Genomic DNA, 19106 nt, shown 5'->3' on the forward strand with positions numbered 1-19106 from the left:
GGAGCCAGGTCACTCGGACCGCCGCGACCTCATCTTTCCGGGACGCGCAAGATTCCCTAACGGAGGTACCACCGTGAATCCGCCCTCGGCTCCGGCCCCCACGTCCTGATGGACGGCGGCCGCCTGAACAACGCCTATCCGTTCACCGCCGTCGTCGGCCTCGACGATCTGAAGCTGGCGCTGCTGCTCAACGCCGTCTCCCCGCGGGTCGGCGGCGTGCTGGTGCGCGGCGAGAAGGGGACCGCCAAGTCGACCGGGTGGCTCACCTCATGGTCGAACCCGGCCACGGTGCGGGGATCGGCGCACTCCCACGCTGCCCATGGTGGGCTGCCCGCCATCGGTGAGGCGGAGATGAGGTCGCTGAAACAGGCCGAAGGGCGCGGTTTCAGGGAATCGATTTCGCCGCCAAGACGTACGCCAACGGCGTCATGGAACGCACCAGGGGCGTGATCAGCCAACTGCTCGATCTCCTTAACAGCTGACACCGAAAAGGCGGCTTCCAACACGCCGGCCCGGGACCGCAATGGCTCCCCACAAGAGCTGCCGCACCGGGCACCACAGCCGTGAGCGTGCCTCGACACAGCGTCGAGCCGCGCTCACACGTTGTTCGCATCGCCGTAAGTGAGCGCATGTAGGGCCCCAAAATAGGCCCTTGTGTGTTGCCGATCATCGATGGATGCTTGATCTTGACGCTTATTCACTGTCAAGGGAGTTGTAATGGCGCATGCGGCGGGGATCAGGCCGGTTGTCGTGGCGGTGGCGTTGATGCTGTCGTCGCTCGTGGCAGGGAAGGGGGTGGCCTCGGGGGTAGCGGTCGGTGACCCTCCAGGCGAGCAATTACGCGCGAAGTTGAGAGAGGCGCGGCCGAGCGTCCCAGGAGCCGCGGCTTCGAATGCGGCTCCCCCGTCGCGTAGGCAGCGGGGCACTTGGGCGTCGCTCGGTGGGAACATCGTGGGGCACGTGTCCGCCACCGCGCGGAACGGTACCGGTGAGCGCAACATTTTCGCTAGAGGCACGAACAATGCCGTGTACACCAGGCACGGCAAGCCGTACCTGGTGTGGGATCCATGGGAGAACGTCGGCGGCCAGACGACCTCGGCGATCGGTGTCGACCCCCAGTTCGACGGCGACCGGCTCGACCTGGCCGTCCGCGGTGCCGATGGGAAGGTCTGGCACAAGGCCCACGGCCTCGGCGGAGCCTGGCACAAGCTCGGCGATCTCGATATCCAGGGGACGCCCGTGGTCAGGCATTTCGCCGGCGGCGACGCCATCATATTCGCGCGCGGGGCGGACAATGCGGCCTGGACGATCTACCAGGACAAAGGGGTATGGGGCCTCTGGGTCCGGCTTGGCGGAGATCTGAGGTCGGATCTCGACGTCGCCTGGACCGCCGGTGTCGCGGGGGTATTCGGCCGCGGAGCGAACGACCAGCTCATGTACTACCCGCTGTCCGCGCAGGAGCCGGCGTGGACTCCGCTTGGCCATGTTCTCGCGTCGGCCCCATCGCTGGCCACGCCGAGCAACGAGCGAATAGACGTCGCGGTGCGCGGCACCGACAATGCCGTCTGGCATCGTGCGCTCTCGGCCGGAGCCTGGGGGCCGTGGATGTCGAGAGAGGGCAACACGTCCGATCAGCCGGTAGTGGATTTCGGTTACACCCTCGGCATTCTCGACGTGGATTTCCTGGTGCGCAGTCCCAACAACCGCCTCTGGACGCGCGCCTGGTATCCGGACCGGGGCACCTCGACCACATGGCTCGATCTGGAAGGCGCGATCTCCACCCGACCCACGCCGCTGGCCTATCCCGCCGGATTCAATATCTTCGCCAGGGGCACCAACGGCGCGGCCTGGTACTGGTACCTCTAATCCGGAGGGCGCGGGCGGGCGCCGAAGGTTCGGCGCCCGCCCCGGCGGCGGCGTGAGAAGAGCGCGTAAATGCCCGCACCCAAGGCCAGTGGGAGGGAGAAATAGGCGGCGAATCCGAGGAGGTCACCGAATTTCAGGCTCGTGTAGTCAATGGCGACCATCGTCGCCGGGAACACCGCGAGCGGGAGGACGGCGAGCGCCGGGCCGCGTTTGCCATCGGCCAGCAGCAGGCCCGCCGCGGCGGCGATCGCCAGACAGGCCAGATAGACCGTGCGGCGGCCGTCGGCGCCGAGCTGCTCGTCCGCCGACCGGAAGTACGGCGAGGCGTCGAGCATGCCCTGGAACTGGTAGCCGATGCCCACTTCGATGACGGCGAGCGACATGGCGGCGATCGGGTCGAGCTTCAGGGTGCGGTCCGCGGCCGTGGCGTAGATCGCCGCGCCGAGGGCGATCGGGAACGTGATCAGCCAGATCAGGAACGGCGCCACCTGGGCGTCGCTGACGGTGACCAGGGCGGGCGCGACGGCCAGCGGCATGACGGCCAGCGCCGCGTGCCGCTGGCGGTCTGCGACCAGCAGCGCCGCGCCGGCCGCGACGACGGCGCTGGACAGGCCGAGGACGGTGTGGTGGACCGCGACCCGCTGGGTGGTGTCGTCGGTCAGCCCGAAGGGGATGACGCAGCCGCCGACGACGACCGCGATCAGCGCCGCGCCCGCCAGCCGGTCGATCTTCCGCCTGGGGGTCTCCGCGGCCGTCACCGTCTCGTCCGCTCGCGGTTCAACGCCCGACCGTGATGGGCCGCGAGGTGACGATGTCCAATTCGCCGCGGTCGTCGATCGTGGTCAGCGTCACGGTGTAGGTCCCTCGTTCGGCGAAGGTGTGGGTCAGCCGTTTCCCTCTGAGGAGCGTACCGTCGCCCAGTTCCCAAAGATAGGTCTTGATGCGCCCGTCGCTGTCGGCGGATCGTGACGCGTCGAAGACGAACTCGTTGCCCTTGTCGCCATTGCGCCGCAGGGTCATGCGAGCGGTCGGCGGGACATTCCGCTTGGCGATTTCCGTGGCCGCGAGACGGACCGTCATCGGGGCGCGGTTGGCGGCGGCTCCATGCAGTTCGATCGTCCAGCCGCCAGCCCGCGGCCCGGGTACATAGCCGTCTTCCTGGCTTATCCCGTCCGGTGTTCGCACCACTCGTCCGCGCAGCCCACGGCGGTCCCAGAGGCGGCCGTCAGGGTCGCGAAGCCGTGTTTCCACATTTCCCTGCTTCCAGGACGTGGAGATTCCGACGCCGGGACCACCGGCCATCGTGACCGGTATTCGAACGGTCTGGCCTGGGGAGACGGTGATGTCCCGGGTCATGCGGAGGGGCGTGGTGTCGCCCCCCATGTGCGACGGGGCGCTCGGCGCGCAAAGGTCCTCTTTGAGACGTTCGGCCGTGGTCTGGTATCCCCACTTCTTGGGGTGGAACGACTCGGGCTTCACCCCCGTGTTGGGAGGGAGGATACTTCCCACGAGTCCGTGGACGTACCGTTCATCGAGAGGCACGTCGCCGTCGGGGCAGATCTCACGGCCTTCAGAAAGCTGATAGATGTCGACCGGGGTCGCTCGATGGTCGGCGACCGCGGCGGCGACGAGGTAGTTGTCGAGCCGGCGGATCCAGTTGTTGATCCAGAGCTGGTCGCTCACGAGAATGTAGTTGCACCTGTCCTTCCAGGGGAGCCATGTCCTGCTGGTGCCGTCCTTCCCGCCATTGATGGAGAAGAACCTCGGATAGGTGAGGAGGAACAGCTTCGCGGCCGGGGCGCGTGCGCGTATGTCGCTCAGGATCCACTCGACCCGGTTGAGATTTCCGGGTTGGTCGCGTCGCGTGAGCCGGTCGAACGCCGCCTGCGCTTTCGCGTCGAGCCGGGCGTCGCAGGGGCCCTGGAAACGCACATAGCCCATGAGGCATTCCTCGAGCAGCGAGGAGAACCCGAGATCGTTGCCTCCGATGCCGAGCGTCACATGGGAGACCTCCGACGTCAGCGCGTTGACCTGCGGAGGCTCCCCTTTCATTCCGGCGTAGAGGGCATCGGTCGTCGCGCCGTCGCAGGCCACGAACGTGAACGGCACCTTTTGGCCGCCGGCGCGCAACGTGCCGTCCGTGTCGATGAGCTTTGGATGGGACGCGGGAGATCTGCGGCACTCTCCGCTGTCCGGATAGTAGTCGCCGGTTCCGGTGCCCGCCTGGTACGAGTCCCCCAAGGCCACCCATCGGCCCGGCGCCTCGACCGAGAATGCCGGGTCGCCGTTCGCGGAAACGGGCGTCGCGAGCAGGACCACCGGGAGCGCGATGGCGAGCGCCAGGATGACCGTATGTCGTCTTCGGCTCATGACTCCCTACGGACGTAGCAGTTTTCGGGTCTGCGCATTACGGGACGATGTCCTGATCACAGATACCCGGCCGCTACACGGCCGTCAATGCCGGGCGAATATCGTGACCGTTTCCGGCCTGAGATTCGATCAGGAAAAGGCGTCGCCGGTCGCCCGCCGTCGCGCCCGGAATACCCGCCATTACCGCTTTTGGATCGTCCACAACTGATCTTGCTCGGCCGATCCGGTGCGCGGGCGGCTACCCGCGGTACGACCCGGAGGTCATCCGGCCAGATGATCACTTTTTTGTGGAGGGGACGCCGGTTCGGCGCGCGGCCGTAGTGCCCGATAGAGCGGTCCGATATCCGGGGGCCGCCCAGGCCCAGCCGTTGGAACGATTCCTCCGGGCGGGCGGCGGCGTCCTTGACTCTTCGATGGCGGCGGCCGATGCTGCGCTCACCTTCCGGAAATGAGGAGTGAAGGGATGGCGAGTCCGGACGAGTGGCGGGAAGCGGAGCCGTACGTCGAAGAGGCGAAGCAACGGCTCTGGGCGAGATACCGGGACGACCCCAACGTGGTCGGTATCGCATTCGGACCGCCGGTCCGCGGCGGTGAACGCCTCGACGAGCCCGCCTGCGTCGTCTATGTCGCGCGGAAACTCCCCGAACGGGAACTGGCCCCGGATCGCGTCGTTCCCCGGACGGTGGAGGTCCGCGGACAGGAAGTCAGAACGGACGTCGTCGAGTCGGGACGTTTCTACGCCTACGAGTTCACCGGACGGGAACGTCCGGCCATCGCCGGTATCAGCATCGGGCACGCGCATATCAGCGCCGGAACCCTGGGCTGCCTCGTCCGCGACAATGACGTGAACGGGAGGCTGTCCATCCTGTCCAACAATCATGTGCTCGCCAACAGCAACAATGCCAAGGCGGGCGACTTCATTTACCAGCCGGGACCGGCGGACGCCCATGTCCAGCCCGGAAACGCGGTCGGCACGCTTACCCGATGGGTCCCGATCTCCTTCGGGTCCAGCGTCAACCGCGTCGACTGCGCGGTCGCCGATGTCCGGATCGACTGCGACATCTCCGACGACGTCAAAGGCGCCATGACCTCGCCGAGCAGGGACCAGCCGGCCATCGGGCTGCTGTTCGCGGGAGGCGCCTCACACACCGTTCTCAATCCCATCAACGATGTCGCGAGCCGGCTGCGCGTGGAGATGACGGCCGGTCCGCAGGCGCGCTCCGCGGTGACGGCCGCCGATGTCGTCCCGCCGGGCGCGCCCGTTCAGAAGACCGGGCGCACCACCGAATACACGACGGGCCGGGTGCTGGCCATCAACGGCATCCTGGAGGTCAACTACGGGGACGGCCGGATCGCCGCGTTCGACGGCCAGATCATCACCACCCCGATGGCATGCGGTGGCGACTCGGGTTCGGTCGTCTGCCGTGGTGGAACCGGCGTCATCACCAAACCGGAGTGCCTGGTGCTCTGCCCGTTCCTCGGCGCCGGCGAAGACCTGACGGGCATTCCGTTCACCCAGGAATGGGTGTCGATCCGCCATGTGCGCGACAGGTATCTGTCGACCTCGTTGATCGGCCGCTGGCTCATCGACCTCATGTACGAGAACCAGGAAAGCGCGCTGCGGCGCGCCCGCGAGGCCCAGGTCCCGCCACAGGATCGGGCGCTGGCTCAGGCGCTGTACGCCACTTACGGCACCGAGCTGAAACTGGCGGCGGCGGACCCCGACCGCAGCGACCTCGTCGTCACCGACCAGCATCTGCTGGACGCGGAATCGGCGCTGGCGAGCCTTCACAAATACCTCACGCCGAAGGAGCAGGAGGCCGCCAAGGAGATCCGCGACATCGGGTTCTCGTTGCGCGGCAAGACGGCCCGCGAGCTGATCACGATGCTCGATGATCAGGAGCTCTACGACAGGCTACGGAGGATCGTTGACGACACCGGATCCCTGGTCGACCCGCATCGCTGAGCAGGCCCCGCGAGGGCGGGCGCGGACGCGGCGACGCAGCGAGATCACCGACGTGCTCGTGTGCGGCTGCGGCCTGCTGCTCGCCGGCACGCTGGCCGGATGCGGCGACGACGCCGGGGACACGGGTCGTCCCGCGACTTCCGGGTCGGCGGCCAGAACCCCGGCCGGCACGCCCTCCACATCGATGACGCAAGGCGTGGACTTCGCGACCGCGAGCAAGGCGCTCGCGCGATATCAGCACGATATCCGGCGTCAATACCCGGGCGTCACCGGGATGGGCGTCGGCAGCGTCGTGAACGACCGGGCCGCCGACGGAAAGGGCTGGCGGATCTACGGGATCCTCGTTTTCGTGGTCGCCTCCGCGGATCTGCCCGAGCGGCCTCAGTCGATCGGCGGTGTGCCGCTCAAGTTCCAGGTGAGCGGTCCGTTCACCGCCAATCCGGCCGACGGCCGCACCTGAGGACCGCCGGTGAACTCGACGAACGCGGCGGGCGAATTCGGCTGGCTGCGCCACCCGGCGGCACGAGAACGGCTGGCCGGGCTGGAGAGCGCGCTGGACGAGGCGCTGCGTTGCGAAGACCCGTGGCTCGCGGACGTGACCTCCCGTCTGATCCGGCGTGGTGGCAAACGGCTGCGTCCGGCACTTCTGTTCGTCGCGGCGGGGCTGGGGCCATCCCGCGATACCGGCGACGAAAGGGAACTGCTGCTCGCGGCCGCAGCGGTGGAACTGCTTCACGTGGCCGCGCTTTATCACGACGACGTGATGGATCGGGCCCGGACGAGACGCGACGCGCTCACCGCCAACGCCCTCTGGGGAGAGGCGGCGGCGGTCACGGCGGGCACCTTCATCTTCGCGCGAGCGATGAAATTGCTGGCTCGCATGGACGAAGAACTCGCCCGCTGGGCGAGCCAGAGCGCGGTGGCCCTCGCTCTGGGGCAGTTGCAGGAGGCCGAGAACACGTTCAACCTCGATCACCGGCTGGATTCGTACACCCGCATAGCGGCGCGGAAGACCGCCTCGCTGTTCGAGCTGCCGTGCCGGATCGGGGCATATCTCGGCGGCGCCGGTCAGGCCGTCATCGACGCTGCCGGACTCTATGGACGAGCGGTCGGCATGGCCTTCCAGATCGTGGACGACACGCTGGATCTCACGGCCGAGGCGGCGTCCTTCGGAAAGCATCCGGGAACCGATCTGCGCGAGGGCGTCTACGGCTTGCCGGTACTGCTCGCACTGGAACGAGGCCCTAGGTCGCGGGAGATCAGAGGGGTTCTGGAACGTCAGGACCTCACCGAGGCCGAAATCCGCGAAGCGTGCCGCGAGATCGTGAGCACCGGTGCGGTCGCCGCGGCGCTCCATGCCGCGAACGAGTACTCCGCTCAGGCGGTCGAGCACCTGAAAATGGTCCCCGACGGCCCGGCCAGGGAGTCATTGATCCTGTTAGCGAACTATATCGTCGTGCGTCGTTATTGATGGGCCAGAAAGGTGTGGACAATGGATGTTTCGCGGGGCCGCCGGGCGACGCGCAGAGGCTTCATGGCGACCGCCGGAATGACCGTCGCGGGCGGCACGGTGGCGTTCGGCCTGCCCGATACGGCCACCGCGGACCCGCGCCCGCCCGCCGCCCTGAGCGGTGAACGGCAGCGCGCCTACCGTGCCTTGGTCGAGGTGGTCGCGAACCTCTCGCACCCCGCGCAGGCCGCGGGCATCGCCGACGCGGCCACACGCAGACTGGCCGCGCGTTACGACCGTGCGAGCGCGGCCGAGCGACAGGAGATGGACGGCGTGCTCGACGCCGTCGAGGCGGGCCTTCATCCCGGCGCGTTCGCCGCGCAGCCGCTCCGGATCAGGATCTCGACGCTGGCCGATCGGCTCGCCGGGCCGATGGAGGGGCGGCTCACCCCGGCGATCGCGCTCGCCGTGGCCGGAGTGCACGGATTTCATGATCGAGATCGGGGTCCGGCGGCCGGGCGCCTGCATGCGCGGGCCATCCGGGCGCTGCCCGCGCAGCGCGGCCCGGGCCGCACTCCCGGCGCGGCCCGCACGACCGGGGCCTCCTGCGCCGCGGTCGCCCGCTGACGCGGTGAGGGCCGTCGACGTGGCGGTCGTGGGAGCCGGTCCGGCCGGGGCCGCCGCCGCGTACCACCTCGCCCGCAGCGGACGCACCGTGGCGCTGCTGGAGCGCGCCGCCTTCCCCCGCGACAAGAGCTGCGGAGACGCGGTCACCCGGGCCGGGGTCGGGCTGCTGGAGGAGATGGGCGTGACGGAAGACCTTTCGGCCGCGCGGGAAATCGGCGCATTGAGAGTCTCCATGGGCCCGGCGGGTTCGCGAAGAACCCGCGAATTCCGTTACGGGACCGGAGCGCGCGACGGACGGTTCGGCCTCGTCGTGACCCGCGCCGTGCTCGACGCCGCCATTGTGCGCAGGGCCGTCCGTGCGGGAGCACGGTTATATGAGCGGGCCGACGTCCGCCGACTGGTGAAAACGGAGGGCGTGGTCACCGGGATCGAGTTCACCGGCCCACGCGGCCCCGGAACAATGCGGGCCCGCGTGGTCGTGGCCGCAGACGGCGCGTTATCCCGGATCGCGCGCCAGGCGGGTCTGGCGGGAACGTCGCGGACCTCCCTCGGCCGGGCGCTCCGGGCCTATTTCACGGGCGTCGACGACCTGGACGATTCGCTACGCCTCTTCATGCCGCTCGTCGGCTCGCCGAATGGCGGGGTCCTTCCCGCGTACGGCTGGATGTTCCCCGTGGGCGGCCGCGTCGCGAACGTCGGCGTCGGGTTGCTCGAACGGCGATCCGACGTGCGTCTCGATGACCTGTTCAGGCGATTCGTCGGCGAACTCCGTACGTCCTTTCCGGGATTCACGGACGCCCGCCGGACGAATCCGCCGCGGGCCGCCCCGCTGCGCGTCGACTTCGATCCCCGGCGATGCTGGGCGCCGGGCATCGTGCTGGTGGGAGAGGCCGCGGGCCTGGTCAACCCGGGCACGGGAGAAGGGATCAGCTTCGCCCTCGAATCCGGAAAGATCGCCGCTGGAGTCATCGACGATCGTCTCCGGGCGGGCCGGGTGGAGGATCTGTCCGGGTACGCCGGGCTGCTGAGCCGCCGGTTCAGCGGCTACGCGGAGACCGGCCGCTTCGCCGCGTCCCGGCACCGGCTCGCCTGGAACGTACTGCAGGACACCTTCGATTCCGAGAAGCCCATCTTCGCGCTGGTCCGGCACGCGGCGCTGGCCCCGGATCACATGATGGGATTCGGAACGGCCTCGCTCTTCGAGGATGTCGGGGCGTGCCTGGACGATCGGCTGCGCCTGGCACCACAGCTCTTCGAAGTGGACGAGATCCTCGCCGATACCGTCCGCAGGGAATGGCCGTTCCTGGTACGCCTCCAGTCGCTCGATCCGGCCGGCCGCACTTTCGCGCTCCGCCCGGCACTGCTCGCGCTCCTCGCCGCCCAGTTCGGAAACGCCGGCCGGCGGAGGCTCGCGCCACTCGCGGCCGCCACCGACCTCGCGAACATCGCGGCGCTGGCCCAGGCCGGCGTCGGTACCGAATCCCGCCGGAACGCACCGAACTGGGGGACCAAGTTCGCGATCCTGGCCGGCGATCTGCTCCTGACGCGCGCCCTGGAGCTCTGTGTCGGAGAAAGCCCGGACCTGACGTTCCGGCTGGCGGAGATCCTGGAGGAAGCGTGCCGGCACCGGATGCGCGCGCTCCAGGTGGGCCGCTCCACGGCGGCGGGCCCGGCTGAAGCGGCTCCCTTGACCGCGGGCGCCTGCGAACTGGGCGCGATGGCCACCGGCTCCACCGTCCAGACGGTGGACGCGTTACGGGCGTACGGCCGCAACCTGGGATCCCTGCTCCAGCTCAGAGAGGACGTCCGCCCTCATCTCTCGGGCGCCCGTGACCGCCGGGGCCTCGGCGAAAGTGACGAACTCCGGCAGACCTATGCGCACATCGAGGAATTCGGCCGCGCCGCCCTGGCGGCCCTCGGCCCGCTTTCTCCAGGACCGGCCCGGCATTCCCTGCACGAGATCGTCCGGCACCTGCTCACGACCGCGAGACCACCCGCATTCACGAGCCCCCCTCCACCAAAGGAAGAACGATGAACCGAAGACTGCTGGCGATGGCCACGGCGCTGATGGCCGCCACGGCATACCTCACGCCGGGCACCGCGAGCGCTGAACCTCCGTCCCCCACACAGACGCTTCTCGACAGAATGAAGAAGGAACAGCCAAAGCTCAGCAACGCACCGAACCGTCCGACCATGCCGGCGCGCCCGAAGCGGAGCACCTTCTGGTCGCTCGGCGGGCAGATCGTCGGCCCTGTCTCCACCGTGATGCGGCAACCCGCCGGGCGAAGCATTTTCGTACGAGGCACCGACAACGGTGTGCATCACCGTTTCAGCACCAACGACAAATGGGGCCCCTGGGAGAATCTCGGTGGCCAGATCTCATCGGCGGTCGCCGTCGACTCCTATTTCGATAGCGAGAAGCTCGACCTGGCCGCCCGCGGCACCGACGGATACGTCTGGTTCAAGGCACACGCGGCCGGTGGACCGTGGGAGAAGGTCGGGGACCTGAGCATCCAGGGGGCGCCGGTCATCAGGCACTTCGCCAACGGCGACGCCATCATCTTCGCCCGCGGCACCGACAACGCGGTATGGATCATCGCCCAGTACGAGCGCCAGTGGCAGGTGTGGGGTTCCCTCGGCGGCACGGTGACGTCCGATATCGACGTCGGCTGGACGTCGAAGGTGGGCAGCGGCGTGTTCGCGAGAGGCACCGGCAACCAGCTCATGCATTTTCCCCTTTTCGCCCCCGAACCCGCGTGGGTCTCTCTCGGCCAGACATTGGCGTCCGCGCCATCGGTGTCCGTCCCCCACGCCTCCCCACCGTCGTTCGCCAACGCCGAGAACCGTATAGACGTCGTCGCCCGCGGCACGGACAACACCGTCAGGTACCGTCCATTCGTCGACACGGCGTGGCGGCCGTGGATGTCCATCGGCGGCGACACCAGAGGCCAGCCCGTCGTCTATCCCCGGGAGATCTTCTATTTCGAGGTGGCTTTCCTCGCCCTCGGCCCGAGCACGAACCTCCTGTTGAGAACGTACAGGCCGGATAACAACCAGCTGTCCGCATGGGAGGACCTGGGCGGCAAGACGACCGCCCGCCCGACACCGCAGATCTTCCTCACCGGAAACCCGGCGGGCCTGTCAGGCGAGATCTATGTAAGAGGCACAGACGGCGCCGTATGGGCCACCTTCGCCTGACAATCAGCATCGGCGCACTGCGGCGGCGACCACCGGCACCATGACCAGGCTCAGGATGGCGCCGCAGAGCGTCAGCAGAGGGAAGCCGGCGGCGGTGGCGACAAGGCCCGAGGCCATGCCGCCGACGGCACCCGCGACGGCGACGGCGACGCCCGCCAGGCCCTGGACGAGGCGCATCAAGGTCGCGACCTGGATCTCCCGCCACCCCCGCCTTCCGCTCGGTGGCCTTCTCTGTCTCGGCTCACGGCTCGTTCGTTTCCAGGTTGTGGAGGATCTTGGCGGAGAGGTCGGCGAACTGGTCGAGCTCTTCGGGGGTGAGGCGGTCGACGAACAGGCGCCGGACTTCTTGGCCGTGGCGGGGAACGGCCTTTCTCAGCGCGTCGAGCCCTTCTGCGGTGAGCACGACATGGACGCCGCGCGAGCCGCACCGCTCGCGGGCGATCAGGTTCCGCCGGCTCATCCGGGTGAGCTGGTGGTGCATGCGGCTCTTCTCCCAACCGGCTACCAGGCACAGCTCGTAGAGGCGCATCCGCCTGTCGGGAGATTCGGACAGCAGGGCCAGCACGGTGTAGTCGGCGTTGGACAGGCCGCTGGTCGCCTGGAGCTGCTGTTCAAGGCGCGCCCGCAGCAGCTCCACCATCCGGAAGGACGTCCGCCATGCGCGGAGCTCGCGTTCGGTCAATCCAAGATGTGCCATGGGGACATCCTAAAACCAGGAGTTGACACGTCAACTCGATCATGTACTGTCTAGTTGACACATCAACTCACTGGTCGAGGGGGCGCCGGGGCGGTCGGTTCCGTCTCCTACGCCATGGCGGGCGGCGGTGCGCGCCCTCGAACACCTGCGATCACCGCGTTTCGAATGGCCTTTTCCGAAGGAGGAGGAACGTGTCCAGCGGGCAGAACGAAGACGAGCGGCGCAAGAATGTCGCTCCGCGATTTGGACGTCGCAGTTTCCTCAAGACCTCGACAGTGGCCACGGCGGCGGGCGGCGCGGGCCTGCTCGCGGCCTCTCCGGCCACCGCGCAGGACCGTGACCAGGCACCGCCGAGGGACAGCGGCGCCCGCGGACGCCGCTACGTCCTCCGGGGCGGGGCGGTGATGTCGATGGACCCGAAGGTGGGCGACTTCGAGGTCGCCGACGTTCTGGTCGAAGGCAAGAAGATCGTCGCGGTCGGGCACGACATCCGGGCCTCCGGCGCGGACGTGATCGACGCACGCGGCCGCATCGTCATGCCGGGTTTCGTCGACACGCATCACCATTTGTTCGAGACGGCCGAGCGCGCGTTCCTCGCCAATGGCCTGCTCCTCGACGACCGCTCAGGCTCACCGAGCGCGAACCCGAACTACGACAAGCACATTCTCGAGGGGTTCCGGCTGGTATACCGGCCGCAGGACGTGTACATCAATGACCTTTTCGCAGGACTTTCCCAGCTTGACGCGGGCGTCACCACGGTGCTGGACGTATCGCAGATCCACCACTCCCCGGAGCACACGGACGCGGCGATCCAGGCGCTGATCGACACCGGGCGACGCGCCGCGTTCGGCTATTTCGAGGGTGACGGCCGCGCCACAGCCCGGTATCCGGAAGACGCCCACCGCATCAGGGACCGCTGGTTCTCCTCGGACGACCAGCTGGTGAGCATGGTCATGGGCGGCGAACTCCACCTCGGCAGGGATGTGTACACCCGGTCCTGGGCGATCGCCCGCGAGCTGGACATCAAGATCGCGGCGCACTCGGTCGGGTCGTGGGGGATGCTGCCGGTCTTCGAGGACCTCGCCCGGGGGACCGCCGGGGTCCGGGTGGGGCCGGACAACCTGTTCATTCACATGACCGGGATGTCCGACCGGGTCTGGAAACGGTTCCGGGACGCCGGCGCGCAGGTCTCGCTCGCCTTCCCGATCGAGATGGTCATGCGGCACGGCACCCCGCCGATCCTCAAGATGCAGGAGCTCGGCATGGAGCCCTCGCTGAGCTCCGACGTGGAGACGACGATGGCCGCGGACGCGTTCACGCTGATGCGCTCCGCCATGATCATGCAGCGCATGGTCGTCAACCAGATCGTCCTGGACCAGGGCGACCCCGTGCCGCCCAACAACTGGCCCACGCCGGCCGAGGGCACGCCGGCGCTCCTCACCGTCCGCGACGTGCTGCGCTACGGGACCGTCAACGGCGCGAAACACCTCGGGCTCGCCGGTAAGACGGGCACGCTCACGCCCGGCAAGGAGGCCGACATCGTCGTGCTCGACGCCACCGCGCTCAACGTGGCCCCGCTCAACAGCGTGCCCGGAGCGGTCGTCACGCTGATGGACCGCACGAACGTCGAGACGGTGATCGTCGCCGGCAAGGTCCGCAAGTGGCGGGGGCGCCTGCTCGACGCCGACCTCGGCCGTCTGCGACGCGAACTCGAAGCGTCACGCGACTACCTCTTCAAGGCGGCAGGCATACGGCAGGACCTTTTCGCATACAGCTAAAGGTCTGGATGGTACAGATGGCGTCCCGGTCAGGGCTCGTGAGTGGGATGGACGTTGTCCCAGGCCCAGGTGCGATGCCACACGGTTGCGGAACGGACAGCCTGCGCTGGGTGGCGGGCAGATGGTTCTTGACGGTGCCGGACGCGAGGTGGTGGGGCGCGGCCGTCGGGGGATGGGCGAGGCGGCGCAGCATCCGGATGGTGATCTGCGGGCTGATGAGCGCGTCACCGGCCCCGGCGGCGCGAACGGCTCGACCTCCAGCTTGGCGTCCGAGGCCGATAAGGCGGAGCTCCGTTCGGCCCCCGCCAGGCTCGGCGTACTCGCTGATCCAGTGTGGCAGAGGATTGTGGAGACCACGAAGGATGAACCGGCGTTGGGCCGGTGCGACCACAAACCGATCCACATCCATCGCCGTTTGCCCGTGGTGACACGCTTCTTAGGGGTGGACCGTTCCTACTGTGCCGCCTCACGTACTTGCAGGTCGTACTGGAAGGGCGGGCGCGACAACGACCACCGGGCGGACCCGCGCGGTGAGGTGTCGGCCAGGCGTGCCGTTATCTGCAGGTCGGCGGGGTCGAGCGGTTCAGCCGCCTGCGCGCGGGTGCGGAGTTCGGCGGATAGGGCGGCGTCACCGTATCCGAAGAGCCGGTCGTCACGGATCAGCGCCAGGGCCCCAGCCCGCTGGTCGTACAGGCCGGACGACGCTTGGCCGGTGTGCAGGGAGAAGATCTGAAGCGCGCGTTCGTCCGCCAGCGCCAGCGAGGGGAACCAGCCGCGCGCCAGGCCGGGCACGGCCTCCTCGACCGTGGGCTTCTCGTTCAGGAGCCGCCCCAGCCGCGCGGTGCCTGACGGGTCGAGGAAGTCGGCGGTGACGAAGTGGCCGTCGCCCAGCGGACGGTAGCCGTCCGGACCGGCGTGCGCCCCCCGCAACCGCAGGAAGGCGCACGGCTCGCAGCTGAGGCCGCGCAGGACGTCGCCGTGACGTTCGAAGGCGACGCTCACCTCCAGGCCCGGTCGCAGCCACAACGGGACGACCAGCCGGCCGCCCGGCGTGAGCTGCTCGAACCAGGCGGCGGGTAGGCCCCATACGCCCACAGTCGCCTGGATGCGGTCGAATGGGGCGGCGTCGGGCGCGCCGTCGGCGCCATCGACCGCGCGCACGTCGACCGCCGGGCCCAGTCGCCGCGCCGCCCGCTCGGCGAGCGCGGGATCGATCTCCAGCGAGACCACCCGGTCGGCCAGGTGCGCCAGCAACGCGGCGTTGTAGCCGCCGGCGGTGCCGATCTCCAGGACGCGGTGCCCCGGCCGGGCGTCCAACTGCTCCAGCATCCGCGCCACGATCGTCGGCTGGCTCGCGGTGCTGGCCGGAAAGCCGTGGCCGTCTTGGGTGAGGGTGACGGCGCGGTCGGCGTAGGCATCCTCGGGCGGCAGGTCGGTGGGCAGGAACCGTTCCCGCGGCACCTGCCGCATCGCCTCCTCGACGGACTGGGAACGCACCGCCCCGGACGCTTTGAGTTCGTCGACCATCGCGCCCCGCCATGCGGTCGTATCTCCTGTCCCCACTCGCTGACCTCCCGTTTTCGCTCCCGTCCGCGACGGTAGTCGCGGACACTTGAGAACGCCGGGATTTTACCCGTGATTTACCTGATTCCGTTTTATGATCGCGGTGGAGTAGCGGGGCAGAGGATTTTCGGGACCATCTGCACAGTGAGTAGTCAGAAGGAGGCCTTATGAAGCGTTGGGAGAAGCCCACGATTCGTGAACTGTCCATCACCGAGCTGGAGAGCATAGCCGAACTTGACATGGCCTTCGCCGTCATCACGTTCTGCACCGACTTCGCATGACCGCGACCGCCGAATAGGCGGTTGACGGGCGTGACCCACCGCCCCCTACTCCGCGATCGTCCAAGGAGCGTGATGTGGCGTCGACTACCGTTGTACGCACCCCGCACGTGGTGGTGGAATGGCGGGAACAACGGCTGGTGGCCACCGATGGGGCGACCGGCCGCAGACACGCGGTCACCGTCGAGGCGCTGCGCGTCCTGGACGTGGCCGAAGCGCCCGCCACGGCCGCCGACCTGGCCGCACGCGCCGGGGTCGAGCCCGCTGTCGTCGTCGCCCTCCTCGCCGCCCGGCTGCTGGTGCCACATGACCGGGTTCCCGAGCGTCATTACTGGTCAGCGGCCGAACTGGTGGTCCAGCGTACGACGAGAACGGCGCGACCGGCAGCCGACCGCGAGGCCACACGGGACCTGATGGAACCACCGAGCAAGGACACCGCGGGGCCGTCCCTGGAGCTGCCCGTGGCGGAGCCGGCGGACGATCCCCCGTTCAGCCAGGTGCTGGCCGAGCGCAGATCATGCCGCAGATTCGGTGACACGCCCATCGACGCGGCAACGCTCGGACGCTTTCTGGAAATGGCCTGCGCGGTCCGGCAGGACGCCCGGAAGTTCGGCAGCGGGGTGTCGTGGCGGCCCCATCCGTCGGGCGGCGGGCGGCATCCCCTGGAAACCTACGTATATCCGCTGAACGTCACCGGTCTTGAGCCTGCCGTCTACCGTTACGACCCTTTCCTGCGTCACCTGGAGCAGGTCGACAAGGCCGACGAGTCGTTTTTCGAAACGGTGCGCAACCTTCATGAGCATACCGAACTAATGGAAGGCGATCCCGCCGTCCTTCTGGTGGTCACCAGCGTCTTCGGGCGAACGATGTGGAAGTACGACAATGGCGGTCTGCTGATCGTGCACCAGGACGTGGGGGCCCTTTACCAGACGTTCTATCTGGTGGCGACCGCCCTCGGGCTCGGGGGCTGCGTCATCGGCGGAGGAAGCGAGGCCCTCATCGCCGGCGCATTGAACATCGATCCGTTGCGGGAAGGGCACGTCGGCACCTTCCTGCTCGGTGTCCCCGCCGACGACCGGTACCGGGATCCGCTGCGTGATGTCTTCGCAGAAACGCTTTGAGCGAACCCGCGCCGGGCGGGGTCACGCCCGGCGCAGATACGGCGGTCTCATCTCGCGTGCCGCGTTCTCGCTGGTCCGAGACGGCCGCGTGCCCCGCGTCGTCGAGGCCGACCGGCAGGCCGCCGATCAGCGCCAATGGTGCGCCGACGCGGTCCGCGCCGAGGCCCGGCGGCGGCTGGACATCGTCCTGACCGCGGCCGAGACGGCGCCGTTCTACCAGCGGGAACCATGGTGGGACCGGCTCGCCGACCCCGAACTGCGCGACCTGCCCGACCTGACCGGCTTACCCATCCTCGAACGCGACGAACTGCGCCACCACACCGCGCGACTCGCCGCGTCCACGGCCGATCCCGGGCAGCTGGACCTGACCTTCACCTCGGGGACGAACGGCGCACCGAGCCACATCCTCCGTCCCCGCGACGTGCCGTCCGACCAGGGCGCCTGCGAGGCACGCTGGTACAGCGGGCTCGGCCTGCCCCGCGTCTTCGACCTCACCGCGGTGACCCCGTGGCCCGGATCCGGCCGGGTCAACGCGGCACTACGGGACCTCCGGGTGGGATACCACGAGCTGGGAGCCCGGGACGTCCTGCGCCGCCTGGAGCACCGGCTCGGGGCCGGAGACCTGCTGCTGTCCAGCCCCGACGTTCTCGCGCTGCTCCGCGACCGGGTACGCGACTGGAACGACGTGCGCGTACTGGCCTCCTCGTTCGAGGTCTCGCACTCTTGGCCGACGGACGGGACATCGCCGCCGACGGCGGAGATGTACTGCGCGGCCGAGGTGGCGACGCCGATCGCCTTCTCCTATCCGGGATGCGCGGGCATGCACGTCAACGCGGACTTCGTTCATGTCGAGGTCGTCGGCCCTGACGAGGCACCGCGTCCGTACGGCAGGGCAGGGGCCATTGTCGTCACCGATCTGGTCAACACCGCGATGCCGATCCTGCGCTACCGGATAGGCGACGCCGGTACGCTCCAGGAACCCGGCGCCTGCTCCTGCGGGCGCGCGTTGCCGCTGCTACGCGTCCACGGACGGCTGGTGACGACGGTGCGCGGCGAGAACGGCCCGGTCCCGGCGAAAGCGCTCCGCTCGCTGCTCGGCCCCGGCATGCTCGAACAGCGCACCACCACGGAGTTCGTGTTCCACGGCACCGTTGAACCCGGCCGGTACGAGACGGCGGCAGAGGGGTTCGCACGACTGCTCGGGCCCGTCTCGATCTCCACCGGGCCCGAGGCGCACCAGGACCTGGCTCCATGGGACGGCGCCGTACTGTTGACGGCCCCACGGCACCCGGTGGAACGCCACTTCGCCGGACCGGCCCCCACCCGCTGGGCCTATCTCCGCCAGGACTCCTCGCCCCCCGCTGCATCGTCCGTTCGCACCGCCCGTGATACGGCGCGCCGCGTCCTCCGTGAGCGGTACGCCGCCGAGGGACGGATCACCGACGTCCCCATCGTGGACACCTCACGCAGCATGTATCCCCTGTTCGAGAAGGGCACGCGGGTGCGCGTCCGCTGGGGACGGCCGCACGGTGCGGGGCTGCGCGGCCGGGTCGTCCTCCTCCAGCTTCCCCAGGACCTGCTCGCCGCGCACCGGGTCGCCGACGTCCGGACAACCCCCGACGGCCGCACCGAGATCCTCCAGTTCGCCGACAACTACGATCCGCACAACCCGTTCTGCTACTTCTGGGTCCCGATCGACGATGTGCTGGGCACTGTCATCGGCCTGCGCACGGCGCACGGCCGCACCGTCGACCTCGGGACCCGGCCGGCTCGCCTCGCGGGACGGCTCGTCGCGGCGGCCGATCGCGCCGTCACGGGCGCAGGGCGGCCGGACCGGTTCGCCGTCCTGCCACTTCTGCTCGTGCAGAAAGCCGTCTTCCGCATCTCCTCCCGCCTTCTCCAGAAGACCAGTAGAGGAACCACCCCATGACCGTCTACGCCCATGCCGGTGACGTCGAGAGCAACGACCTCGGGGAGCAGATCCTGCTCACCACCCCGTCCGGAAAGTACCTGGTGCTCGAGGGCACCGCCGCGCTGCTGTGGCGGCTCATCGACGGATCGCGGTCGCTGGGTGACCTCGCCGCCGCCTGCGGCGCGGAGTACGAAGGGGACGCGGTGCAGATCCGCGAAGACCTGGCCGACGTACTCGACGACTGGGCCGGCCGCGGCCTGGTGACGGCCGCGGCCTGACG

17 protein-coding genes are annotated in these 19106 nt (G+C 68.8%); 12 read left to right on the top strand and 5 right to left on the bottom strand.

All coding sequences use genetic code 11. The features are described from left to right. Positions 1-108 precede the first annotated feature (108 nt). On the top strand, positions 109-450 hold the full coding sequence (locus tag E1287_RS15830) for a hypothetical protein (protein WP_131965706.1): 342 nt from the start codon (positions 109-111) through the stop codon (positions 448-450). A gap of 510 nt (positions 451-960) precedes the next feature. Continuing rightward, complete coding sequence (locus tag E1287_RS15835) at positions 961-1866, top strand: hypothetical protein (protein ID WP_131965707.1); 906 nt, start codon at positions 961-963, stop codon at positions 1864-1866. Here the strand turns inward: E1287_RS15835 and E1287_RS15840 are convergent. Beyond that, on the bottom strand, positions 1863-2624 hold the full coding sequence (locus tag E1287_RS15840; RefSeq protein ID WP_131965708.1) for a hypothetical protein: 762 nt from the start codon (positions 2622-2624) through the stop codon (positions 1863-1865). The two genes, E1287_RS15835 and E1287_RS15840, sit on opposite strands and share 4 nt — an antisense overlap. Positions 2625-2643: 19 nt before the next feature. Further along, positions 2644-4236, bottom strand: a complete 1593-nt coding sequence (locus E1287_RS15845; RefSeq protein ID WP_131965709.1) for a PKD domain-containing protein — start codon at positions 4234-4236, stop codon at positions 2644-2646. A gap of 463 nt (positions 4237-4699) precedes the next feature. On the opposite strand from E1287_RS15845, the gene E1287_RS44760 reads away from it, so the two are divergent. Genes E1287_RS44760 through E1287_RS15875 form a run of 6 tightly spaced genes read left to right on the top strand, consistent with a single transcriptional unit; the run spans position 4700 to position 11477 of the window. Next, positions 4700-6202 (top strand): hypothetical protein, encoded by a 1503-nt coding sequence (locus E1287_RS44760; protein WP_207934241.1) that lies wholly within the window; start codon positions 4700-4702, stop codon positions 6200-6202. Between the two features lie 52 nt (positions 6203-6254). Continuing rightward, positions 6255-6662 carry a hypothetical protein gene (locus tag E1287_RS15855; RefSeq protein ID WP_131965710.1) on the top strand — a complete coding sequence of 136 codons (408 nt, stop codon included), beginning with the start codon at positions 6255-6257 and terminating at the stop codon, positions 6660-6662. A 9-nt stretch (positions 6663-6671) separates the two neighbouring features. Continuing rightward, entirely contained in the window at positions 6672-7673 is a 1002-nt protein-coding gene (locus E1287_RS15860) for a polyprenyl synthetase family protein (RefSeq protein ID WP_131965711.1), read from the top strand. A gap of 21 nt (positions 7674-7694) precedes the next feature. Continuing rightward, positions 7695-8279, top strand: coding sequence for a twin-arginine translocation signal domain-containing protein (locus E1287_RS15865; RefSeq protein WP_131965712.1), 585 nt, complete (start codon positions 7695-7697; stop codon positions 8277-8279). 19 nt (positions 8280-8298) lie between these two features. Next, complete coding sequence (locus E1287_RS46335) at positions 8299-10314, top strand: geranylgeranyl reductase family protein (RefSeq protein WP_165969021.1); 2016 nt, start codon at positions 8299-8301, stop codon at positions 10312-10314. Between the two features lie 17 nt (positions 10315-10331). Next, complete coding sequence (locus E1287_RS15875; RefSeq protein WP_131965714.1) at positions 10332-11477, top strand: hypothetical protein; 1146 nt, start codon at positions 10332-10334, stop codon at positions 11475-11477. A gap of 3 nt (positions 11478-11480) precedes the next feature. Here the strand turns inward: E1287_RS15875 and E1287_RS43730 are convergent, their stop codons facing one another. Further along, positions 11481-11657, bottom strand: coding sequence for a hypothetical protein (locus tag E1287_RS43730; protein ID WP_165969022.1), 177 nt, complete (start codon positions 11655-11657; stop codon positions 11481-11483). A 61-nt stretch (positions 11658-11718) separates the two neighbouring features. Beyond that, positions 11719-12174, bottom strand: a complete 456-nt coding sequence (locus E1287_RS15880) for a MarR family transcriptional regulator (RefSeq protein WP_207934242.1) — start codon at positions 12172-12174, stop codon at positions 11719-11721. 191 nt (positions 12175-12365) lie between these two features. On the opposite strand from E1287_RS15880, the gene E1287_RS15885 reads away from it, so the two are divergent. Further along, positions 12366-13952 (top strand): amidohydrolase family protein, encoded by a 1587-nt coding sequence (locus E1287_RS15885; protein WP_131965715.1) that lies wholly within the window; start codon positions 12366-12368, stop codon positions 13950-13952. Between the two features lie 453 nt (positions 13953-14405). Here E1287_RS15885 and E1287_RS15895 read toward each other — a convergent pair whose 3' ends face one another. Continuing rightward, a complete protein-coding gene (locus E1287_RS15895; protein WP_131965716.1) occupies positions 14406-15515 on the bottom strand; it encodes an rRNA adenine N-6-methyltransferase family protein in 1110 nt (369 codons plus the stop codon). Positions 15516-15870: 355 nt separating this feature from the next. Between E1287_RS15895 and E1287_RS15900 the strand changes: the two genes are divergently transcribed. The 3 genes from E1287_RS15900 (at position 15871) to E1287_RS15910 (ending at position 19104) form a co-directional block, all read left to right on the top strand. Beyond that, positions 15871-16914, top strand: a complete 1044-nt coding sequence (locus E1287_RS15900) for a SagB family peptide dehydrogenase (protein ID WP_131965717.1) — start codon at positions 15871-15873, stop codon at positions 16912-16914. A gap of 88 nt (positions 16915-17002) precedes the next feature. After that, complete coding sequence (locus E1287_RS15905; RefSeq protein ID WP_131965718.1) at positions 17003-18844, top strand: hypothetical protein; 1842 nt, start codon at positions 17003-17005, stop codon at positions 18842-18844. Continuing rightward, on the top strand, positions 18841-19104 hold the full coding sequence (locus E1287_RS15910; protein ID WP_131965719.1) for a PqqD family protein: 264 nt from the start codon (positions 18841-18843) through the stop codon (positions 19102-19104). Before E1287_RS15905 ends, E1287_RS15910 begins: the two co-directional genes overlap by 4 nt. The last annotated feature ends 2 nt before the right edge of the window (positions 19105-19106 follow it).

Origin of the sequence: Actinomadura sp. KC06 (genome assembly GCF_004348735.1) — a bacterium.
In the GTDB taxonomy this organism is placed as follows: domain Bacteria; phylum Actinomycetota; class Actinomycetes; order Streptosporangiales; family Streptosporangiaceae; genus Spirillospora.

Bases quoted from the DNA above. Each gene is read 5' to 3' on its own strand.
- E1287_RS15830 (WP_131965706.1), top strand. From the start codon at position 109: ATGGACGGCGGCCGCCTGAACAACGCCTATCCGTTCACCGCCGTCGTC.
- E1287_RS15845 (WP_131965709.1), bottom strand. From the start codon at position 4,236: ATGAGCCGAAGACGACATACGGTCATCCTGGCGCTCGCCATCGCGCTC.
- E1287_RS44760 (WP_207934241.1), top strand. From the start codon at position 4,700: ATGGCGAGTCCGGACGAGTGGCGGGAAGCGGAGCCGTACGTCGAAGAG.
- E1287_RS15865 (WP_131965712.1), top strand. From the start codon at position 7,695: ATGGATGTTTCGCGGGGCCGCCGGGCGACGCGCAGAGGCTTCATGGCG.
- E1287_RS15875 (WP_131965714.1), top strand. From the start codon at position 10,332: ATGGCCACGGCGCTGATGGCCGCCACGGCATACCTCACGCCGGGCACC.
- E1287_RS15880 (WP_207934242.1), bottom strand. From the start codon at position 12,174: ATGGCACATCTTGGATTGACCGAACGCGAGCTCCGCGCATGGCGGACG.
- E1287_RS15910 (WP_131965719.1), top strand. From the start codon at position 18,841: ATGACCGTCTACGCCCATGCCGGTGACGTCGAGAGCAACGACCTCGGG.